Here is a 17,373-nt window from a genome sequence, read left to right as displayed (position 1 = left end):
ATGACTAATCGGTCATTTGTCAACGAAATGCATTAGGAGAGAGTCAAAAATATGTTAAAAAAGCAATTAATTATGGAGAAAGCATTAGAGTTGTTTTCTGAACAAGGTTTTGAGGCTACATCTGTACAGCAAATAACAGAACGTTGTGGGATTTCTAAGGGTGCGTTTTACTTATCCTTCAAAACAAAAGATGAGCTTGTTATCTCTATGGTTGACTACCATTTACAACACTTCATTACAGATGTTGACCGCGTAGTCAGAAGGACGTATAACAAAGAAACGATGTTGGTTGAATTTTATAAAAGTATCTTCAAGGCTTTCAAAGAACACTCTGCGTCTGCTAGGGTATTTTTTAACGAAAAGGTTTTTCTAACAAAAAAAGAGCTTTTTTATAAAATAACAGCATATGAAGCAGAGATGTCTAAATCTATCATTTATATGCTGGAGCAACTGTATCAGGATAAATTACAAAAAACAAAATACGATGTCATGTATTGTATAAAAGGTTTTATGAAAAGCTATGCGGAACTGTTTATCTTTTCAGATATGCCTCTTGATTTAGAACAACTTGCGAAATCTTTAGCAGAGAAAACAGATATTATTGCACGTCATACGACGATACCATTTATTACAGAGGAACTTGTTACTTTTATTGCGAAGCCTTGCGAACAAGACATTTCAAAGGAAATGTTACTGCAATTAATTGAACAAAATATTGATAATATAGAGGATTCTATAGAAAAAGAATCATTGGAGCTGTTAAAACTCGAAATAGAAAAGCCAACATACAGTAAAGCCATCGTAAAGGGGCTAATAGAAAATTTACGACTTAATCCGGCGTATCATTGGATTGCTTATGTATGTGCAAAATACTTAAATATTTAAATGGTAGGATAGAATTGTTCACTTTAGAGGGTGAACAATTCTATTTTTTATTTTTCTTTCGAATGCATGGAAGGTGTTATTAAATGGGGCATTGATCGCCACGCCTCTAAAGCACTACTAAAAGGGTCTTGAATCCATAATAATCGTTCGAGAAAATCCTTCACTTCAATCGGTAAATTCAATTCTTGTTGCCAAGCATCCTCTTTCTTTTTACTTGGTTTAAAATCTGAATAAAGTAAGAACAATAGAAAATGGCCAACGAAATATAGATCACTAATATGATTTTCAGCTCGCTTCGGGTTTTGTATGGAAGAAAGATCAACTGCCTTTTGTAATGTCGTTGCGAGACCAAAATCAATAATGTGTAATTGTTGATCAACTAATAAGATATTAGGTATACGCAAATCCCGATGGACAATACCATGATTGTGTAGCAGGATAATTTGTTCTAAAAGCTGTTTTGTTATTTCAAGTGACTGAGCGACGGTAAATTTAATACCTTCTTGGAAAATAAGCTGTTCAAAGGTTTGGCCGTCTATATAGTCCATTATAAAATAAGGCACATCTTGAATAGTTCCAGTCGAATGGACTTTAGGTAAATTCGGCAATGATAATTGTTGTAGAATTTGAATTTCCTGCCTGAATTTATGTATCGTTTTTTGGTGATGACGATGCTTAGGACGCAGGCATTTTAAGACGAACGGACCTTTTGATGAGCAATTTTCAATTAGGTACGCACGACCATAAGAGCCAAAGCCAAGAAATTTTTTAAACATGAAATCTGGATGCTCGGCTATGAAAAGCTCTACGGCATGATCAAAGTTTTTTTCTGAAAGTCGTTTCCACCACATTAGCTACTGAAAAAACTTAAAGAGCTAAAAAAACTACGTGAGCTTTTACGAGAACTACGTTTATAATGCTTATGCCCATAATAATTATGGCGTTTAGAATATTTGCGACGACTGCTTGATGAAGAATAGTGACGTTTGGATTTACCATTGAGTAGGGAATGAAGAATTTTATCTAGCATAAAAACGCTCCTTTTTGATGTTGTTATTACTATATACGCAAAAATAAAAAAAGAGGTTTCAAAAAAAGATAAAAAATAAGTAAATTTACAATTCACCTTTTGTTGTCCAACAAAAAGAAAGAAGCTATGTACATAGTACATAGCTTCTTTCCATGAGGCTAAACCTCCATAATAATCGGTAGAATCATTGGACGACGTTTTGTTTTTTCAAATAGGTAAGGACCTAAAACGTCTGTAATTTCGTTTTTAAGCTCTGTCCATTGAGGAGTTTTGCTTTGAATGGTTTCATTCAGATGACGATTAAGCATTTTTTGAGCTTCATTGATCATCGTACCTGACTCGCGCATGTAGACAAAGCCACGAGAAATGATATCAGGACCTGAAACAATTTTTTGATTTTCCATATCGACACTTACGACTACGATAACTAAGCCTTCTTCAGAAAGAATGCGACGATCACGTAACACAATATTGCCGATATCTCCAATACCATTACCATCGATATAAACATCACCAGAAGGGATACGACCAGCCACATGTGCCTCATTGGCACTTAATGCTAATACATCGCCATTTTCCATAACAAATGTATTTTCAAGTGGTACATCGCAATCTTCCGCTAAGTGTGTATGCATTTTTAACATACGGTATTCGCCATGGATAGGCATAAAGAATTTAGGTTTCATTAAACGTAGCATCAATTTTTGTTCTTCTTGTGAGCCGTGACCAGAAGTATGGATATTGTTTAATGCACCATGAATAACTTCTGCACCTGCACGGAACAATAAATTGATGATTTTATTGACACTCACAGTATTACCTGGAACCGGTGAAGAAGAGAAAATAACTGTATCACCAGGTTGTATTTGGATTTGACGATGAGTACCATTGGCAATACGTGATAATGCAGCCATTGGTTCACCCTGTGAGCCTGTACATAAAATCATTACTTCATTTGCTGGAAGTCGATTAATGCTTTGAGCATCAATAAATGTATCTTTAGGAGCATTAATATAACCAAGCTCACGCCCAATTGTAATCGCATTATCCATTGAGCGACCGAAGACAGCAATTTTTCTTCCATATTTTATAGCTGCGTCTGTTGCTTGTTGTAAACGGTGAATATTTGACGCAAATGTAGCAAAAATAATTCGGCTATCCACTTTACGGAAAATTTCATCGATACTTTTGCCGACTGTACGCTCTGACATTGTAAAATTAGGCTTTTCAGCGTTTGTACTATCTGATAGTAAGCAAAGTACGCCATCTCTTCCAATTTCGGCCATCTTTGTTAGGTTGGCCGGTTCGCCAACAGGTGTAAAGTCGAATTTAAAGTCACCTGTGTGAACGATATTACCAGGTGGTGTTTTAACAACAATTCCATAAGCATCAGGGATACTATGAGTTGTTCTAAAGAAGCTAACAGATGTTTTTCTAAATTTAATGACATCATCTTCTTTAATTTCGATGAGTTTAGTTGTACGTAGCAAGCCATGTTCTTCTAATTTATTACGTAATAAGCCAAGTGCGAGCTTACCACCATAGACTGGGACATTCACTTGACGTAAAAGGTAAGGAATACCGCCAATATGATCCTCATGTCCATGTGTAATAAATAGTCCCTTGATTTTATCGACGTTACGTACTAAATACGTATAGTCAGGAATAACATAGTCAATGCCAAGTAAGTCATCTTCTGGAAATTTAATGCCAGCGTCAATTAAAATAATTTCATCTTGAAATTGAACGCCATAAGTATTTTTGCCGATTTCGCCCAGTCCGCCGAGCGCGAAAACAGCTGCTTGGTCATTTTTAACAAACTTCATGTTTGTTAAATTTCCTCCAAGATGAAGTTCGGGCTTGCTTGCTCGTACTCTAAATAGTTACCTTCAAGCAGCTGAACGAACTCGATATTGTAGTTACGGTCTTTTAACTTTTGACGTACTTCTCGTTCTGAAGCAGCTTCAAGGTATAGACTTTTAGTGTTTTCGCGAACTGGAATCTCATTTGCTTTTTCTTGATAATAAACTTTGTAAATCATAGTTTGCTCTCCTTTAATTGCGTACAATTTTATTGCACCTTTGACTACTACCACACACGTGCTACAAGAAAACAACGAATTTCTTATAAGAAGAAATGTACGTTTGTAGTTCTTGTATCTCAATACGTCGGTTGTGCACTATGTTATAAAATGAATAGGAAGTAGTGAGACAGTGGTTGCGTATAGCCAAATAAATGCATTTCCTTTATATTATCACGCAGTTCCTCTAAAATAAAGAAAAGCCCTTCAAATAATGAAGGGCAAATGTTAGGCAATTGATTTTTTTCCGAGTACGCCACGAAGTTGCTTCAACAATTTTCGTTTTAGTTTCTTCAGCATGGCACATCACTCCTTAGGATCATTATAATAAAAATTATTGTCTATGTAAAGTCATTCACCTTGATGGGTAATATTTATAGAAAGGGATTATAAAATGAATAAAATTTTGTTTTTTGATGTTGACGGCACTCTCTATAACAGCGAAAAAAAATTACCTGAATCTGCAAAAAATGCTCTTTTGGAAGCACGCCATAATGGCTATGAATTGGCGATTGCTACAGGTCGTGCACCTTTTATGATTGAATCATTACTAGAAGAACTTGATATTAATACGTATGTGACTTTCAATGGGCAATATGTTGTTTACAAGGGTGAGGTTGTCTATACGAATGGTATTGAAAAAGAAGAATTAGCTAAAATTATTGCTTTTGGTGACGCACGTAATGAACCAGTAGTATTTTTAGATGACAAACGGATGATTGCATCTGTTAGTGATCATATGATGGTAGCAGAAAGCTTGGATACACTTAGATATCCTTATCCAGAATTGGATTCATCCTATTATATGCAGAACGACGTATATCAAACACTTATATTTATGGAAGAAAAAGATGAACCTTTATATTGTGAAATGTTTCCGAATGTCCAATTTGTCCGTTGGCATCCGTATTCTTGCGATATTTTGCCAAAGGGCGGCTCGAAGGCGGTAGGAATTGAAAAAGTATTGGATAAAATGGGGATCACACTAAAGGATGCAATTGCTTTTGGAGATGGCATTAATGATATAGAAATGCTGCAAGCGGTTGGGACAGGTGTTGCAATGGGAAATGGTCATGAACGAGTGAAGGCTATTGCACATCATATTGCCGATCATGTAGACGAAGATGGTCTCGCTAAAATAATGCGCAAGCTTGCCATCATATAATAAAGAAACAACTAGTTGTCAATTATAGCAACTAGTTGTTTTTTTGCTAAATTACTGGTGTTCTTCAGAAGTATTCACTAGTTTTATTTCAATACCTTTATCTGAAAAATGTTGAATCGTTTTTTTAGACAGTGCGTTGTCTGTAATAATGACATCTACTTCTTCAAGGGGGCATACTTGTATGGCTACAACCTTGTTAAATTTTGAGGAATCAGTAGCGACATAGACCGTTTGAGAGATGGATATAATTTTTTTTCTAGTAATAGCTTCTTCTAGATTAAAATCAGAAATCCCCTTTTCAAGAGATACCCCACTAGCGCAAATAAAAGCCTTATTAATATTTAGGTGTTCAAAGTGGAAGAGAAATTCATTCGATGTCACCGATTTTTCGGAGTGACGCACTTTTCCACCGAGCAGGATAACTTCAATATTAGAACCGATTAGATCGAAAGCTACCGGCAATGAGTTTGTCACGACTGTTAATTTTTCCTTGTCCAATAAAAATGGTGTCATTTGATATGTAGTTGTTCCACTATCGATAAAAATACATTCTCCATCTTGAACAAGAGAAGCACTTGCTTTAGCGATGGCGATTTTTTCTGTTAGCTGTTCATGTAGTCGTTGATCAATTAGTCCCTCTACAGGTTCAATATATTTAATTCCCCCATAAAACTTCTCAATTTTCTTGTCTTGCATTAGCTGTTGAATATCGCGACGAATTGTTTCCATGGAGACATTGAATTCTTTTGTTAGTGTTACTAATTTTACAACCTTATGCTGTCTTACAAAATGTAATATTTGCTGTTGTCTTTCTATCATATACATTTCATCACCTCTATTAGATATTTACTCAAAGTATGCATAACTTTGTCAACAGTTGGTCAGAATTTACTCAACATTTACACGAAAACGCATTTTCCTTTACAAATGGTCACTATACTAAAGCTAAGAACTGAGAGAGGTGACCAATTTGTTAGAACTAAAAAATATCTCAAAAAGCTATAAAAATAAGCAAGTTTTAGTAGATATCAATGTAACCATCGAATCAGGTGAAATTATATCTTTATTAGGGCCGAGTGGTTGCGGTAAAACTACTTTGCTTAATATCATCTTAGGGCTTGCAGAGCAAACGGGTGGTCAGCTGATCTACAATGGGCAAGATATATCGAAGCAATCCATGCAAGAAAGAGGATTCAATATTGTTTTTCAGGATTTTGCGTTATTCCCTCATTTAAATGCCTACGACAACATTGTATATGGGTTGAAAAATAAAAATAGTCAAATGTCCAAAGAAGATGTACAGGAATATATCGATTTTTTAGAACTGACTCCGCATCTGCATAAAAGGATTCACGAATTATCAGGCGGCCAAAAGCAACGTGTATCTATTGCTAGAACGCTTGTTATGCAACCCAAAATACTTTTGCTAGATGAGCCGTTAAGTGCACTTGATGGAGTCATTAAGGAATCTATCAAGGAACGTATTAAATCAATTGCTCGTGAATTTAATTTGACGACGATTATTGTGACGCATGATCCAGAAGAAGCGCTAACCTTATCGGATAAAGTTTTAATCATAAATGAGGGAACGGTTGCTCAATTCGGTACACCACATGAAATCGTAGAGGCACCGAAAAATTCATTTATTGAGGACTTTATTTTAAGACAGCTTCATATTAAGCGCCACAACATCTATCAATTGTTTGGAGAAACATATGCTTAAAACGAATAAAATGATGAAATTAATCTTTCTACCAATTCTATTATTTCTCCTATTCTTTTTAGTTGTGCCATTGATTTATATGTTTTGGCAGTCCTTGAAAGTAGGAAATGAGATTTCCATTCAACATTATATAGATGCTTTAAAAAATGTAGAAATTCGTGATGCTTTCTTCAATAGCTTTAAAGTTTCTTTTGTGGCATCGGTCATTACGACTATCTTAGCTTTTTTCTTGGCCTACGCTGTTCATTTTACAACGATGCATCGCCATACAAAAAAGCTAGTACAGATAGGTATTACGTTGCCTATGCTATTGCCAACTATCACCTATGGCTTCGTATTGATTTATACATTTGGTAATCAAGGAATCCTAACAAGATTAGCTGGACAACCACTTTTCACGATTTATGGATATAACGGACTGGTGATAGGCTACATCTTATACACATTGCCAGTCGCTTTTATTCTCATGCAAAACTCTATGCAATATATCGATAAACGATTTTTGCTAGTGTCTATATTAATGCATGATCGTCCGCTCCGTCGTTTTTATCATACGGTATTCCGTCCGATGTTAGGGACAATTGGTGGTGCGTTTATTTTAACATTTATTTTAAGCTTTACAGATTTCGGAATTCCTGCATCAGTAGGCGGAAATTATAGGGTGATTGCCACTGAACTTTATCAAGCTATGCTAGGTTCTATCGTGCATTTTGAGCGTGGGGCAGTTATTTCAGTGTTAATGCTTGTCCCAGCTATACTGGGCGTCGTCATGTTAACGATATTAGAACGCTTTAATTTTCATTATAAACAGACGGGGAGAAGTGAACTTGTTAAACATCGTCTTCGTGACACGCTGTTTACGCTCTATTCAATTGCCTCTGTTGCAGTCGTATTTATCATTTTTTCAACCATGTTTATCGTTCCATTTACGAAGGGTTATCCCTATGAGTTCAGCTTTACATTTGAACATGTTCGAAATGTGTTAGCGGAGAAAGATTTAACAAAGGTTTATGTGAATTCCCTTATCGTAGCGGTTTTAACAGCTGTTTTAGGTGTAAGCATTACATTTATGTCTGCCCTTCTTAATGCGAGGACGCCATTGAAAGGAAGAAAAAGCTTAGATCTTGCCTCAATGATCACTAACACAGTTCCGGGGATGGTGCTTGGTCTATCGTATTTGTTTTTCTTTAATGGAAGTTCATTAAAGGGTACATTTCTCATCATTATCGCTTGTAATATTGTGCATTTCTTTACAACTCCTTATTTAATGGCTAAAAATTCATTGCAAAAGATGGACCCAACCTGGGAAGTGACGGCGGAGCTATTAAAGGATTCTTGGTTAAAAACAGTCATACGTATCATTTTGCCGAATATTAGACCGACCATTTATCAAATGTTAAGCTACTATTTTTTAAATGCAATGGTCACGGTCAGTGGCGTTATTTTCCTTGTTAGCACAAAAACTATGCTTGTATCGACAAGAATAAAAGAGCTTCAGCATTTCGCAAAATATACCGATATTTTCGTACTTTCGATATTCATTTTATGTACAAACCTTATTGTGAAATTAGGTTGTGATTATATAACAGCACATAAAGAAAAAGTGGAGGAGATTTCAAAATGAAAAAATCAACGGTGATGATGTTAGGGACAGTTAGTGCGGCAGCGATAGTTTTAACTGCATGTGGAGGGGTAGAAGCAGGTTCGAAGGATGAAGTAATTATCTATTCTAATGCAGATGATGAGGCAATTGAAGTAATGGAATCTACATTAGATGAAAAAGGTTATAAAGGAAAATATTTAATTCAATCGTTCGGTACTTCGGAATTGGGTGGAAAAATGATGGCTGAAGGTACAGATATTGAAGCGGATATCGTAACGATGGCTTCTTATTTTATAGAAAGCGCACAAACTTCTAAATCCATGTTTGTGGATATTTCTTCGGATTTAAAACCTCTTGATGGCGGTGTTACATATGCATTGCCGATTTTAGGAAATGTAGGATCCATTTTTATAAATACGGATGTTTTGCAACAAAAGGGCTTGCCTGTCCCAAAAACGATAAAAGATTTGACAGACCCTGCCTTCAAAGATTTAGTCTCATTCCCAAATATAATGGACTCCTCAACCGGTTGGCTATTAGTACAAGCCATTATTAAAGAATATGGTGAGCAAGAGGGGCAAAGGGTTTTGGCAGATTTAATTAACAATGCTGGACCTCATATTGAAAGCTCTGGGTCAGGACCAATAAAAAAAGTGAAGACAGGTGAAGTAGCAGCTGGATTTGGTTTACGTATTCAAGCAATTGATGCTAAGGAAGAAGGATTACCAATAGAATATATTGACCCAACAGAAGGGAACTTTACGCTAACAGAATCAGTAGCTGTTGTAGATAAAGAGGAAGATGAAACATTAGCCAAAGAAATGGCAAAGGTAATTGCAACAGAGGCTCGAAATGGTTTTTTAGAGCAATATCCAGTAGCACTTTATGAAGAAGAGCAGGTACAGGCTGAGCATGTGCCGGCGCATCTAAAAAAGTGGGATACAACATTGACAGTAGATTTATTAGAAAAACACCAAGCTTTCTTTAAAGAAGCGCAAAAATAAGGAGCTAAAGAAAATGAGCAACTATAAATTATTAACACCAGGACCATTAACAACTACTAAGACAGTCAAACAGGAAATGTTAAAAGATCGCTGTACATGGGATGATGACTATAAAAATGTGACACAAGTGATTCGGAAGCAACTCCTAAATTTAGCGCAAGTCGATGAGTCTGATTATACAGCAGTACTAATGCAAGGTAGTGGTAGTTTTGTTGTAGAGTCGGTGCTGACAACAGCTGTTGGTGAAGATGATAAATTGCTAATAATAACGAATGGCGCTTATGGTGAAAGAATTGTAGAAATGGCTCAAGTGTTGAGGTTAGCGCATGTCGTTTATAGTGTCCCTTATGATGAACAGCCATCATCCTTAGAAGTTCAAGGTTTACTTGAAAAAGATGCAAGTATTACACATGTGGCGGTTGTACACTGTGAAACGACTACTGGTATTTTAAATCCGATTAAAGAAATCGGAGAAGTTGTCTGTTCTTTCAACAAAACATTTATCGTAGATGCTATGAGTAGCTTTGGTGGGGTACCAATGGATTTATCTGACTCGCATATTGATTTTTGTATTAGTAGTGCGAATAAATGTATTCAAGGTGTTCCTGGCTTTGGGTTCGTCATTGCTAAAACAAGGGTGTTAGAAAAATGCAAAGGACAAGCACGCAGTGTAGCATTAGATTTATATAGTCAATGGGAAGTAATGAAAAAGGATGGGAAGTGGCGCTTTACTTCGCCGACACATGTAGTAGCGGCCTTTGCAAAGGCGTTAGAAGAGTTAGTGGAAGAAGGCGGAGTAAACGCACGTTACCAACGTTATGCAGATAATAATCAATTACTGCGTTCTCGTTTATCAGTACTAGGGTTCGATGCATATATTTCTGAAGAGCTACAATCACCAATTATTACAACTTATTTGTTCCCACATAAAGAGTTTTCTTTTGAACATTTTTATCAGGAGATGAAAAAGGCAGGATTTGTCATCTATCCTGGTAAGCTGACAGATGTAGATACATTCCGTATTGGTAATATTGGTGATATATATGAAGAGGATATGCAGGCCTTATGTGAAGTCATTGAAAATTATATGGTGGTGAAAAATAATGAAAATTGAAACAGTAATTTTGGATTGGGCAGGTACAGCAATTGATTTTGGTTGCTTTGCCCCTGTAAATGTCTTTTTAACGATTTTTGAAGATGCTGGTGTAACAGTAACCCTTGAAGAAGCTCGTAAACCTATGGGCATGCTGAAAATTGATCATATTCGTACGATGCTTGAAATGCCAAGGATTAATGAAGAATGGAAACGAGTTCATCATCAGCATTTTTCAGAGGAAGATGTACATGTTCTATACAATCAATTTGAATCGAAATTAATGGAGTCTTTGGCAACCTACACAGTTCCTATACAGCATGTGACAGCGACCGTACAGCAATTAAGAGAAGCCGGTATTCGATTTGGTTCTACTACCGGCTACACAGATTTTATGATGGAAGTCGTAACAAAACATGCTGCTATGAAGGGCTATCAACCAGATTTTTTAGTGACTCCGACACAAGTGAGTGATAAGGGGCGGCCATATCCGTATATGATTTTCAGAAATATGGAGGCATTGGGATCGAAATCAACCAAGCAAGTTGTAAAGGTTGGCGATACAACCTCAGATATAAAAGAAGCCTTGAATGCTGGTGTATGGGCTGTTGGTGTTATTATTGGAAGTTCAGAAATGGGACTGGCTGAAGAAGAGTTCTTAGCTTTAACCGCTGATGAACAACAACAAGCCATTGAAAAAACAAAACGTATTTTTGAGAAGACTGGTGCACACTATACCATTGAAACGATGAAAGACCTACCTATATTAATTAATAAGATAAATGAAGTGCTTGCAAATGACATGAACGAATAAAAATTGAGAACATAGAAAAAACAAACCTCTGCGTAAATGCTGAGGTTTGTTTTGTTGATTCGCTTTTAGTCACGCTCATATGGGATGGACTCTGGGATATCAGCAAATGGATTTTTTTCATTAATGCGGTCATAAAACATGATGCCGTTCAAATGATCTAATTCATGCTGAAAGGCGATGGCAGACAAGCCTTTAAGGCGCATTTTCTTTTCTTCCCCATCTATAGTTTTAAATTTTACTGTAATGCGTGCATGACGTGGGACGTATCCAGGAACATTACGATCAACGGAAAGACAACCTTCTCCAGCAGAAAGGTATGTGTTTTCAACTGAATGGCTGACAATTTTGGGGTTTATGGCTACGAAGCTTAATTGTTCACCAGCATCATCTTGCAAATGAAGTGCAAACATACGCTGTAGACTATTTACTTGATTGGCAGCTAAGCCGATGCCGCTACGTAAATTATATTTTTCTGCCATTTCAGGATCTTGGCTGTTAATTAAGTACTGAAGCATATCTTCAGCAAGCTGTCTTGTTTCATCAGATAAAGGGAATTTAACTTCCTCTGCTTTCGTGCGTAAAGTCGGATGACCTTCGCGGATAATATCATCCATTAAAATCATATAGTAATCTTCCTTTCATCTTTGTAGTGCTCTATTTATAAGTATACATCACGTCTAAAAACAATCACATGAAAAAAGACCTTATTTGAATATACTTAAAAAATTTTTCGAATGCTATTAGATTTTCTAGAATGGGGTATTCTACTATTGGAAAACCTGTTGGAAAACTTAAGAATTACAAGGCGTAAAAATGGTGTTCTAATACAGATTTTTGATATTGGTAATACAGTATAGGACAGAGATGATTAATTGTTATTTTAGAAAAAATCTTTGTTTATAGCCGTAATATATGATTGACCGACAGTATTTTATTCAGTATACTGAGTGTCAAGAATAAGTTGTACTAGTCAAAAAGGTGATTTATTTTAATACAGCTGAAAGGGAGATGTGACAAATGAGCAAGAAAAACAATAATATTTTTGATGCTAAACAAACGCTAACTGAAATCGAAGATAAGTTTGAAATGTTTCAAATTTTGAATGAAGAAGGCGAAATTATAAATAATGAGGCAGATCCTAAATTATCGGATGAAGAATTAGTTGAACTAATGACACGTATGGTTTATACACGTATTTTAGACCAACGTTCAATCTCACTGAACCGTCAAGGCCGTTTAGGTTTCTATGCACCAACGGCAGGTCAGGAAGCTTCTCAGCTTGCTTCACACTTTGCATTAGAACAAGAGGATTGGATTTTACCAGGGTATCGTGATGTTCCACAAATCGTGTGGCATGGCCTACCTTTAGATAAAGCGTTTTTATTCTCTCGTGGACATTTTATGGGGAACCAAGTACCTGAGGGTGTAAATGTTCTAGCACCACAAATTATTATCGGTGCTCAATTTATCCAAGCAGCAGGTGTTGCACTAGGTATTCAAAAGCGTGGGAAAAAAGCTGTTGCAGTAACATATACAGGTGATGGTGGTTCATCGCAAGGGGACTTCTATGAAGGTATTAACTTTGCTGGTGCATTTAAATCTCCAGCGATCTTCATTGTACAAAATAACCAATATGCAATTTCTACACCGCGTGAACTACAAACTGCTGCAAAAACAATCGCTCAAAAAGGTGTGGCAGCAGGTTTACCAAGTATTTTAGTAGATGGAATGGATGCGCTTGCAGTTTACGTAGCAACTCGTGATGCACGTGAGCGAGCTGTTAATGGTGAAGGTCCAACGTTAATTGAAACAATGTGTTACCGTTATGGCCCACATACAATGGCTGGGGATGACCCAACGCGTTACCGTACTTCTGATACAGATACTGAATGGGCTCAAAAAGACCCACTTGTTCGCTTCCGTAAATACCTAGAAGCAAAAGGCTTATGGGATGAGAAGAAAGAAGAAGCAGTCATTGAGCGTGCTAAAGAAGAAATTAAAGAAGCTATCAAAAAAGCTGATGCTGCTCCAAAACAAAAAGTAACAGAGCTGATGGAAAACATGTATAAAGGCGAAATGCCATCTAATTTAAAAGAACAGTATGAAATCTATAAAGAGAAGGAGTCGAAATAACCTATGGCACAAATGACGATGATTCAAGCAATTACAGATGCACTTCGCACAGAATTAAAGAATGATGAAAACGTTCTTGTATTCGGGGAAGATGTAGGTGTCAACGGTGGGGTATTCCGCGCGACAGAAGGCCTACAAAAAGAATTCGGAGTTGACCGCGTTTTTGATACGCCGTTAGCAGAATCAGGTATTGGTGGCTTAGCAATCGGTCTTTCTCTACAAGGATTCCGTCCAGTTCCTGAAATTCAATTCTTCGGCTTCGTTTATGAAGTAATGGATTCAATCAGTGGTCAATTAGCACGTATGAGCTACCGTAGTGGCGGCGTATACAACGCACCAGTAACAATTCGCTCACCATTCGGTGGTGGAGTGCATACTCCTGAGATGCACTCAGATAGCTTAGAAAGCTTAATGACTGCACAACCAGGTTTAACGGTAGTTGTACCATCAACACCTTACGATGCAAAAGGTTTACTAATTTCATCTATTCGCAACGACAACCCAGTTATTTTCTTAGAACATTTAAAACTTTACCGTTCATTCCGTGAAGAAGTACCAGAAGAAGCATACGAAATTCCACTAGGAAAAGCGGATGTAAAACGTGAAGGTAAAGATTTAACAATTGTTGCTTACGGTTTAATGGTTCATGAAAGCTTAAAGGCTGCGGAAGAACTTGAAAAAGAAGGCCACTCTGTTGAAGTAATTGATTTACGTACAATTCAACCAATTGATATCGAAACAATTATTGCGTCTGTAGAAAAAACAGGTCGTGCAATCGTTGTACAAGAAGCACAAAAACAAGCAGGTATCGCGGCAAATGTAGTAGCAGAAATTACTGAACGCGCAATTTTAAGCTTAGAAGCGCCTGTTCTTCGTGTGGCTGCACCAGATACTGTGTACCCATTCCCACAAGCTGAAGGTGTTTGGTTACCAAACTACAAAGATGTAATGGAAACAGCAAAAAAAGTTTTAACATTCTAATGAAGCTTCTAAACTTGAACATCGGTAAATAGAAAGGATGGGTACACATGGCATTTGAATTCAGATTACCGGATATTGGCGAGGGAATTCACGAAGGCGAAATCGTGAAATGGTTCGTCAAGGCTGGAGATACAGTAAAAGAAGACGATATTCTTTGTGAAGTACAAAATGATAAAGCAGTAGTAGAAATTCCTTCACCAGTTGAAGGAACAGTAGAGGAAGTTTTAGTAGGAGAAGGAACAGTTGCCGTCGTAGGCGATGTTTTAATCCGATTGGATGCACCTGGCTATGAAGACTTAAAGCTAAAAGGTGATAGTCACGCTGAAGAGAAAACTGAAGCACAAGTTCAAGCAACAGCTGAATCTGGTCAGAACGTAGAAAAAGCTCCTGCTAAAGAGGAGAAAGCACCAGAGCAAGCACCTGAAAAAGCTGAAACAGTTGTTGATGAAACAAAACGTGTGATTGCGATGCCTTCTGTCCGCAAATTTGCACGCGATAACGACGTAAACATCCGTGAAGTAAAAGGTTCAGGCAAAAATGGTCGTATTTTGAAAGAAGATATTACAAACTTCTTAAATGGTGGAGGTACTGTTGACACTGAATCAGCAACTGGAGTGACAGTTGAAGAAGCGGTTCAACAAGAAACTACTACTTCAGCAGCACCAGTTGTTCTTGAAGGGGAATTCCCAGAAACTCGTGAGAAAATGTCTGGTATTCGAAAAGCGATTGCAAAAGCAATGGTACACTCGAAACAAACGGCTCCACATGTTACACTAATGGATGAAGTCGATGTAACAGCTCTTGTAGCGCATCGTAAAAAATTCAAAGATATCGCAGCTGAAAAAGGTGTTAAATTAACATACTTACCTTATGTAGTAAAAGCACTTATCTCAACATTACGCGAATTCCCAGAATTTAATCGCTCATTAGATGATGCAACACAAGAAATTATCCAAAAGCATTACTACAATATTGGTATTGCAGCGGATACTGAAAAAGGTTTACTTGTCCCAGTTATCAAGCATGCAGATCGCAAGTCTGTATTTGCAGTGTCAAATGAAATCAATGAGTTAGCGACTAAAGCCCGTGAAAGTAAACTTGCGCCACATGAAATGAAAGGTGCATCTATGTCTATTACGAATATTGGTTCTGCAGGAGGTCAATGGTTTACACCAGTAATTAACCATCCTGAAGTAGCAATTCTAGGTATTGGTCGAATTTCAGAAAAACCTGTAATAAAAAATGGTGAAATTGTAGCCGCACCTGTGTTAGCATTATCATTGAGCTTTGATCATCGTATGATCGATGGAGCCACTGCGCAAAATGCTTTAAATCACTTGAAGCGTTTGTTAAGTGAGCCAGAATTATTATTAATGGAGGCGTAACAAAAATGGTAGTAGGAGATTTCCTAATCGAAACAGATACTCTTGTCATTGGTTCAGGTCCTGGAGGATATGTAGCAGCAATTCGTGCAGCTCAAACTGGCCAAAAAGTAACAATCGTTGAAAAAAATGTACTTGGTGGTGTGTGCTTAAACGTAGGTTGTATTCCATCAAAAGCATTAATTTCAGTAGGTCACCGTTTTGAGCAAGCTAAACATTCAGATGACATGGGAATCATCGCTTCTGATGTGAAATTAGACTTCTCAAAAGCACAAGCATTTAAAGACAGCGTTGTTAAAAAATTAACTGGCGGTGTTGAAGGCTTACTTAAAGGGAACAAAGTTGAAATTGTACAAGGTGAAGCTTATTTCGTTGACGCTCATTCAGTGCGTATCATCAATGGTGAATCTGCTCAAACTTACACATTTAACAATGTCATTATTGCAACAGGTTCTCGTCCAGTTGAAATTCCTACATTCAAATTCTCTGAGCGCGTACTAAATTCTACTGGTGCACTTTCTTTACAAGAAGTACCTGGTAAATTAGTAGTAATTGGTGGAGGTTACATTGGTACAGAGTTAGGATCTGCTTATGCAAACCTTGGCTCACAAGTAACAATTATTGAAGGCGGAAAAGATATTTTAGCTGGCTTCGAAAAACAAATGACTCAAATCGTGAAAAAAGGCCTTAAAAAGAAAGGCGTTGAAATCGAAGTAAACGCATCTGCAAAAGGCGTTGAAGAAACAGAAAACGGCGTAGTTGTAACTTATGAAGTTGGCGGAGAAGAGAAAAAAGTTGAAGCTGATTATGTATTAGTTACTGTAGGTCGTCGTCCAAATACTGATGAAATGGGCCTTGCTGAAATCGGTGTTGAATTCGGTGAACGCGGTCTAATCAATGTTGATAAACAATGTCGTACAAATATTTCAAATATCTATGCAATTGGTGATATCGTTGCTGGTCCTCAGCTTGCACATAAAGCTTCTTACGAAGGTAAAGTTGCTGCTGAAGCAATTGCTGGTGAAAAATCAGTTGTTGATTATCTTGCTGTACCTGCTGTATGTTTCACAGATCCAGAAATGGCGACAGTTGGTTACAACGAAGAACAAGCAAAAGCAGAAGGTATCGAGTACACTGCAGCGAAATTCCCATTCGCAGCAAATGGTCGTGCTCTTGCACTAAACCAATCAGAAGGTTTCGTGAAGCTTGTTGCTCGTAAAGAAGATGGCTTATTAATCGGTGCTCAAATCGTAGGTGCTGGTGCATCTGATATGATCGCTGAAATGGGCTTAGCAATTGAAGGCGGAATGACTGCTGAAGACATCGCATTAACAATTCATGCTCACCCAACATTAGGGGAAATTACAATGGAAGCTGCTGAAGTATTACTTGGCAACCCAATTCACATTGTAGCAAAAAAATAATGTAAAACCGTTTAAACGGCTATAAAGCGAATTGCTTTGTAGCCGTTTTTTGTATA

The 17,373-nt window shown here is 37.2% G+C and carries 16 protein-coding genes; 11 read left to right on the top strand and 5 right to left on the bottom strand.

The window, feature by feature from the left end; all coding sequences use genetic code 11:
• The first annotated feature begins 51 nt into the window (after nucleotides 1-51).
• Nucleotides 52-885 carry a TetR/AcrR family transcriptional regulator gene (locus C9J29_RS02215; protein WP_107921536.1) on the top strand — a complete coding sequence of 278 codons (834 nt, stop codon included), beginning with the start codon at nucleotides 52-54 and terminating at the stop codon, nucleotides 883-885.
• Between the two features lie 47 nt (nucleotides 886-932).
• Here C9J29_RS02215 and C9J29_RS02210 read toward each other — a convergent pair whose 3' ends face one another.
• From C9J29_RS02210 to C9J29_RS02195, 3 genes are all read right to left on the bottom strand, one after another.
• The gene (locus tag C9J29_RS02210; protein ID WP_089985238.1) at nucleotides 933-1,736 is read right to left on the bottom strand and encodes a serine/threonine protein kinase; all 804 of its coding nucleotides are present in this window, start codon (nucleotides 1,734-1,736) and stop codon (nucleotides 933-935) included.
• A gap of 337 nt (nucleotides 1,737-2,073) precedes the next feature.
• Nucleotides 2,074-3,741: a ribonuclease J1 gene (rnjA, locus tag C9J29_RS02200; protein ID WP_036123644.1), complete on the bottom strand. Its 1,668-nt coding sequence runs from the start codon at nucleotides 3,739-3,741 to the stop codon at nucleotides 2,074-2,076.
• Between the two features lie 5 nt (nucleotides 3,742-3,746).
• Nucleotides 3,747-3,956, bottom strand: coding sequence for a DNA-dependent RNA polymerase subunit epsilon (locus C9J29_RS02195; RefSeq protein ID WP_008174035.1), 210 nt, complete (start codon nucleotides 3,954-3,956; stop codon nucleotides 3,747-3,749).
• Between the two features lie 433 nt (nucleotides 3,957-4,389).
• On the opposite strand from C9J29_RS02195, the gene C9J29_RS02190 reads away from it, so the two are divergent.
• Nucleotides 4,390-5,160, top strand: a complete 771-nt coding sequence (locus C9J29_RS02190) for a Cof-type HAD-IIB family hydrolase (RefSeq protein ID WP_008174033.1) — start codon at nucleotides 4,390-4,392, stop codon at nucleotides 5,158-5,160.
• Between the two features lie 51 nt (nucleotides 5,161-5,211).
• Here C9J29_RS02190 and C9J29_RS02185 read toward each other — a convergent pair whose 3' ends face one another.
• Nucleotides 5,212-5,979 (bottom strand): DeoR/GlpR family DNA-binding transcription regulator, encoded by a 768-nt coding sequence (locus C9J29_RS02185; RefSeq protein ID WP_090002024.1) that lies wholly within the window; start codon nucleotides 5,977-5,979, stop codon nucleotides 5,212-5,214.
• A 151-nt stretch (nucleotides 5,980-6,130) separates the two neighbouring features.
• Between C9J29_RS02185 and C9J29_RS02180 the strand changes: the two genes are divergently transcribed.
• From C9J29_RS02180 to phnX, 5 genes are read left to right on the top strand one after another with little or no spacing between them, the layout of a single operon-like run.
• Entirely contained in the window at nucleotides 6,131-6,883 is a 753-nt protein-coding gene (locus C9J29_RS02180) for an ABC transporter ATP-binding protein (protein WP_089985241.1), read from the top strand.
• The gene (locus tag C9J29_RS02175; RefSeq protein ID WP_107921535.1) at nucleotides 6,876-8,507 is read left to right on the top strand and encodes an ABC transporter permease subunit; all 1,632 of its coding nucleotides are present in this window, start codon (nucleotides 6,876-6,878) and stop codon (nucleotides 8,505-8,507) included. Before C9J29_RS02180 ends, C9J29_RS02175 begins: the two co-directional genes overlap by 8 nt.
• Nucleotides 8,504-9,490: an extracellular solute-binding protein gene (locus C9J29_RS02170; RefSeq protein ID WP_107921534.1), complete on the top strand. Its 987-nt coding sequence runs from the start codon at nucleotides 8,504-8,506 to the stop codon at nucleotides 9,488-9,490. Before C9J29_RS02175 ends, C9J29_RS02170 begins: the two co-directional genes overlap by 4 nt.
• A 13-nt stretch (nucleotides 9,491-9,503) precedes the next feature.
• A complete protein-coding gene (locus C9J29_RS02165; protein WP_107921533.1) occupies nucleotides 9,504-10,604 on the top strand; it encodes a 2-aminoethylphosphonate--pyruvate transaminase in 1,101 nt (366 codons plus the stop codon).
• Nucleotides 10,594-11,397 carry a phosphonoacetaldehyde hydrolase gene (phnX, locus tag C9J29_RS02160; RefSeq protein ID WP_107921532.1) on the top strand — a complete coding sequence of 268 codons (804 nt, stop codon included), beginning with the start codon at nucleotides 10,594-10,596 and terminating at the stop codon, nucleotides 11,395-11,397. Before C9J29_RS02165 ends, phnX begins: the two co-directional genes overlap by 11 nt.
• 65 nt (nucleotides 11,398-11,462) lie before the next feature.
• On the opposite strand, the gene def is transcribed toward phnX, so the two are convergent.
• Complete coding sequence (gene def, locus C9J29_RS02155; protein WP_008174021.1) at nucleotides 11,463-12,020, bottom strand: peptide deformylase; 558 nt, start codon at nucleotides 12,018-12,020, stop codon at nucleotides 11,463-11,465.
• 394 nt (nucleotides 12,021-12,414) lie between these two features.
• Between def and pdhA the strand changes: the two genes are divergently transcribed.
• The 4 genes from pdhA to lpdA are packed head-to-tail and all read left to right on the top strand — an operon-like array spanning nucleotide 12,415 to nucleotide 17,317.
• Nucleotides 12,415-13,530 carry a pyruvate dehydrogenase (acetyl-transferring) E1 component subunit alpha gene (gene pdhA / locus C9J29_RS02150; protein ID WP_008174019.1) on the top strand — a complete coding sequence of 372 codons (1,116 nt, stop codon included), beginning with the start codon at nucleotides 12,415-12,417 and terminating at the stop codon, nucleotides 13,528-13,530.
• A gap of 3 nt (nucleotides 13,531-13,533) precedes the next feature.
• Entirely contained in the window at nucleotides 13,534-14,511 is a 978-nt protein-coding gene (locus C9J29_RS02145) for an alpha-ketoacid dehydrogenase subunit beta (RefSeq protein ID WP_008174017.1), read from the top strand.
• A 47-nt stretch (nucleotides 14,512-14,558) separates the two neighbouring features.
• Entirely contained in the window at nucleotides 14,559-15,896 is a 1,338-nt protein-coding gene (locus tag C9J29_RS02140) for a dihydrolipoamide acetyltransferase family protein (RefSeq protein WP_089985246.1), read from the top strand.
• 5 nt (nucleotides 15,897-15,901) lie between these two features.
• A complete protein-coding gene (gene lpdA, locus C9J29_RS02135) occupies nucleotides 15,902-17,317 on the top strand; it encodes a dihydrolipoyl dehydrogenase (RefSeq protein WP_107921531.1) in 1,416 nt (471 codons plus the stop codon).
• Nucleotides 17,318-17,373 lie beyond the last annotated feature (56 nt).

Source organism: Lysinibacillus fusiformis (assembly GCF_003049525.1).
Classification (GTDB): domain Bacteria; phylum Bacillota; class Bacilli; order Bacillales_A; family Planococcaceae; genus Lysinibacillus; species Lysinibacillus fusiformis.
This window is presented reverse-complemented; position numbering and strand designations above follow the sequence as displayed.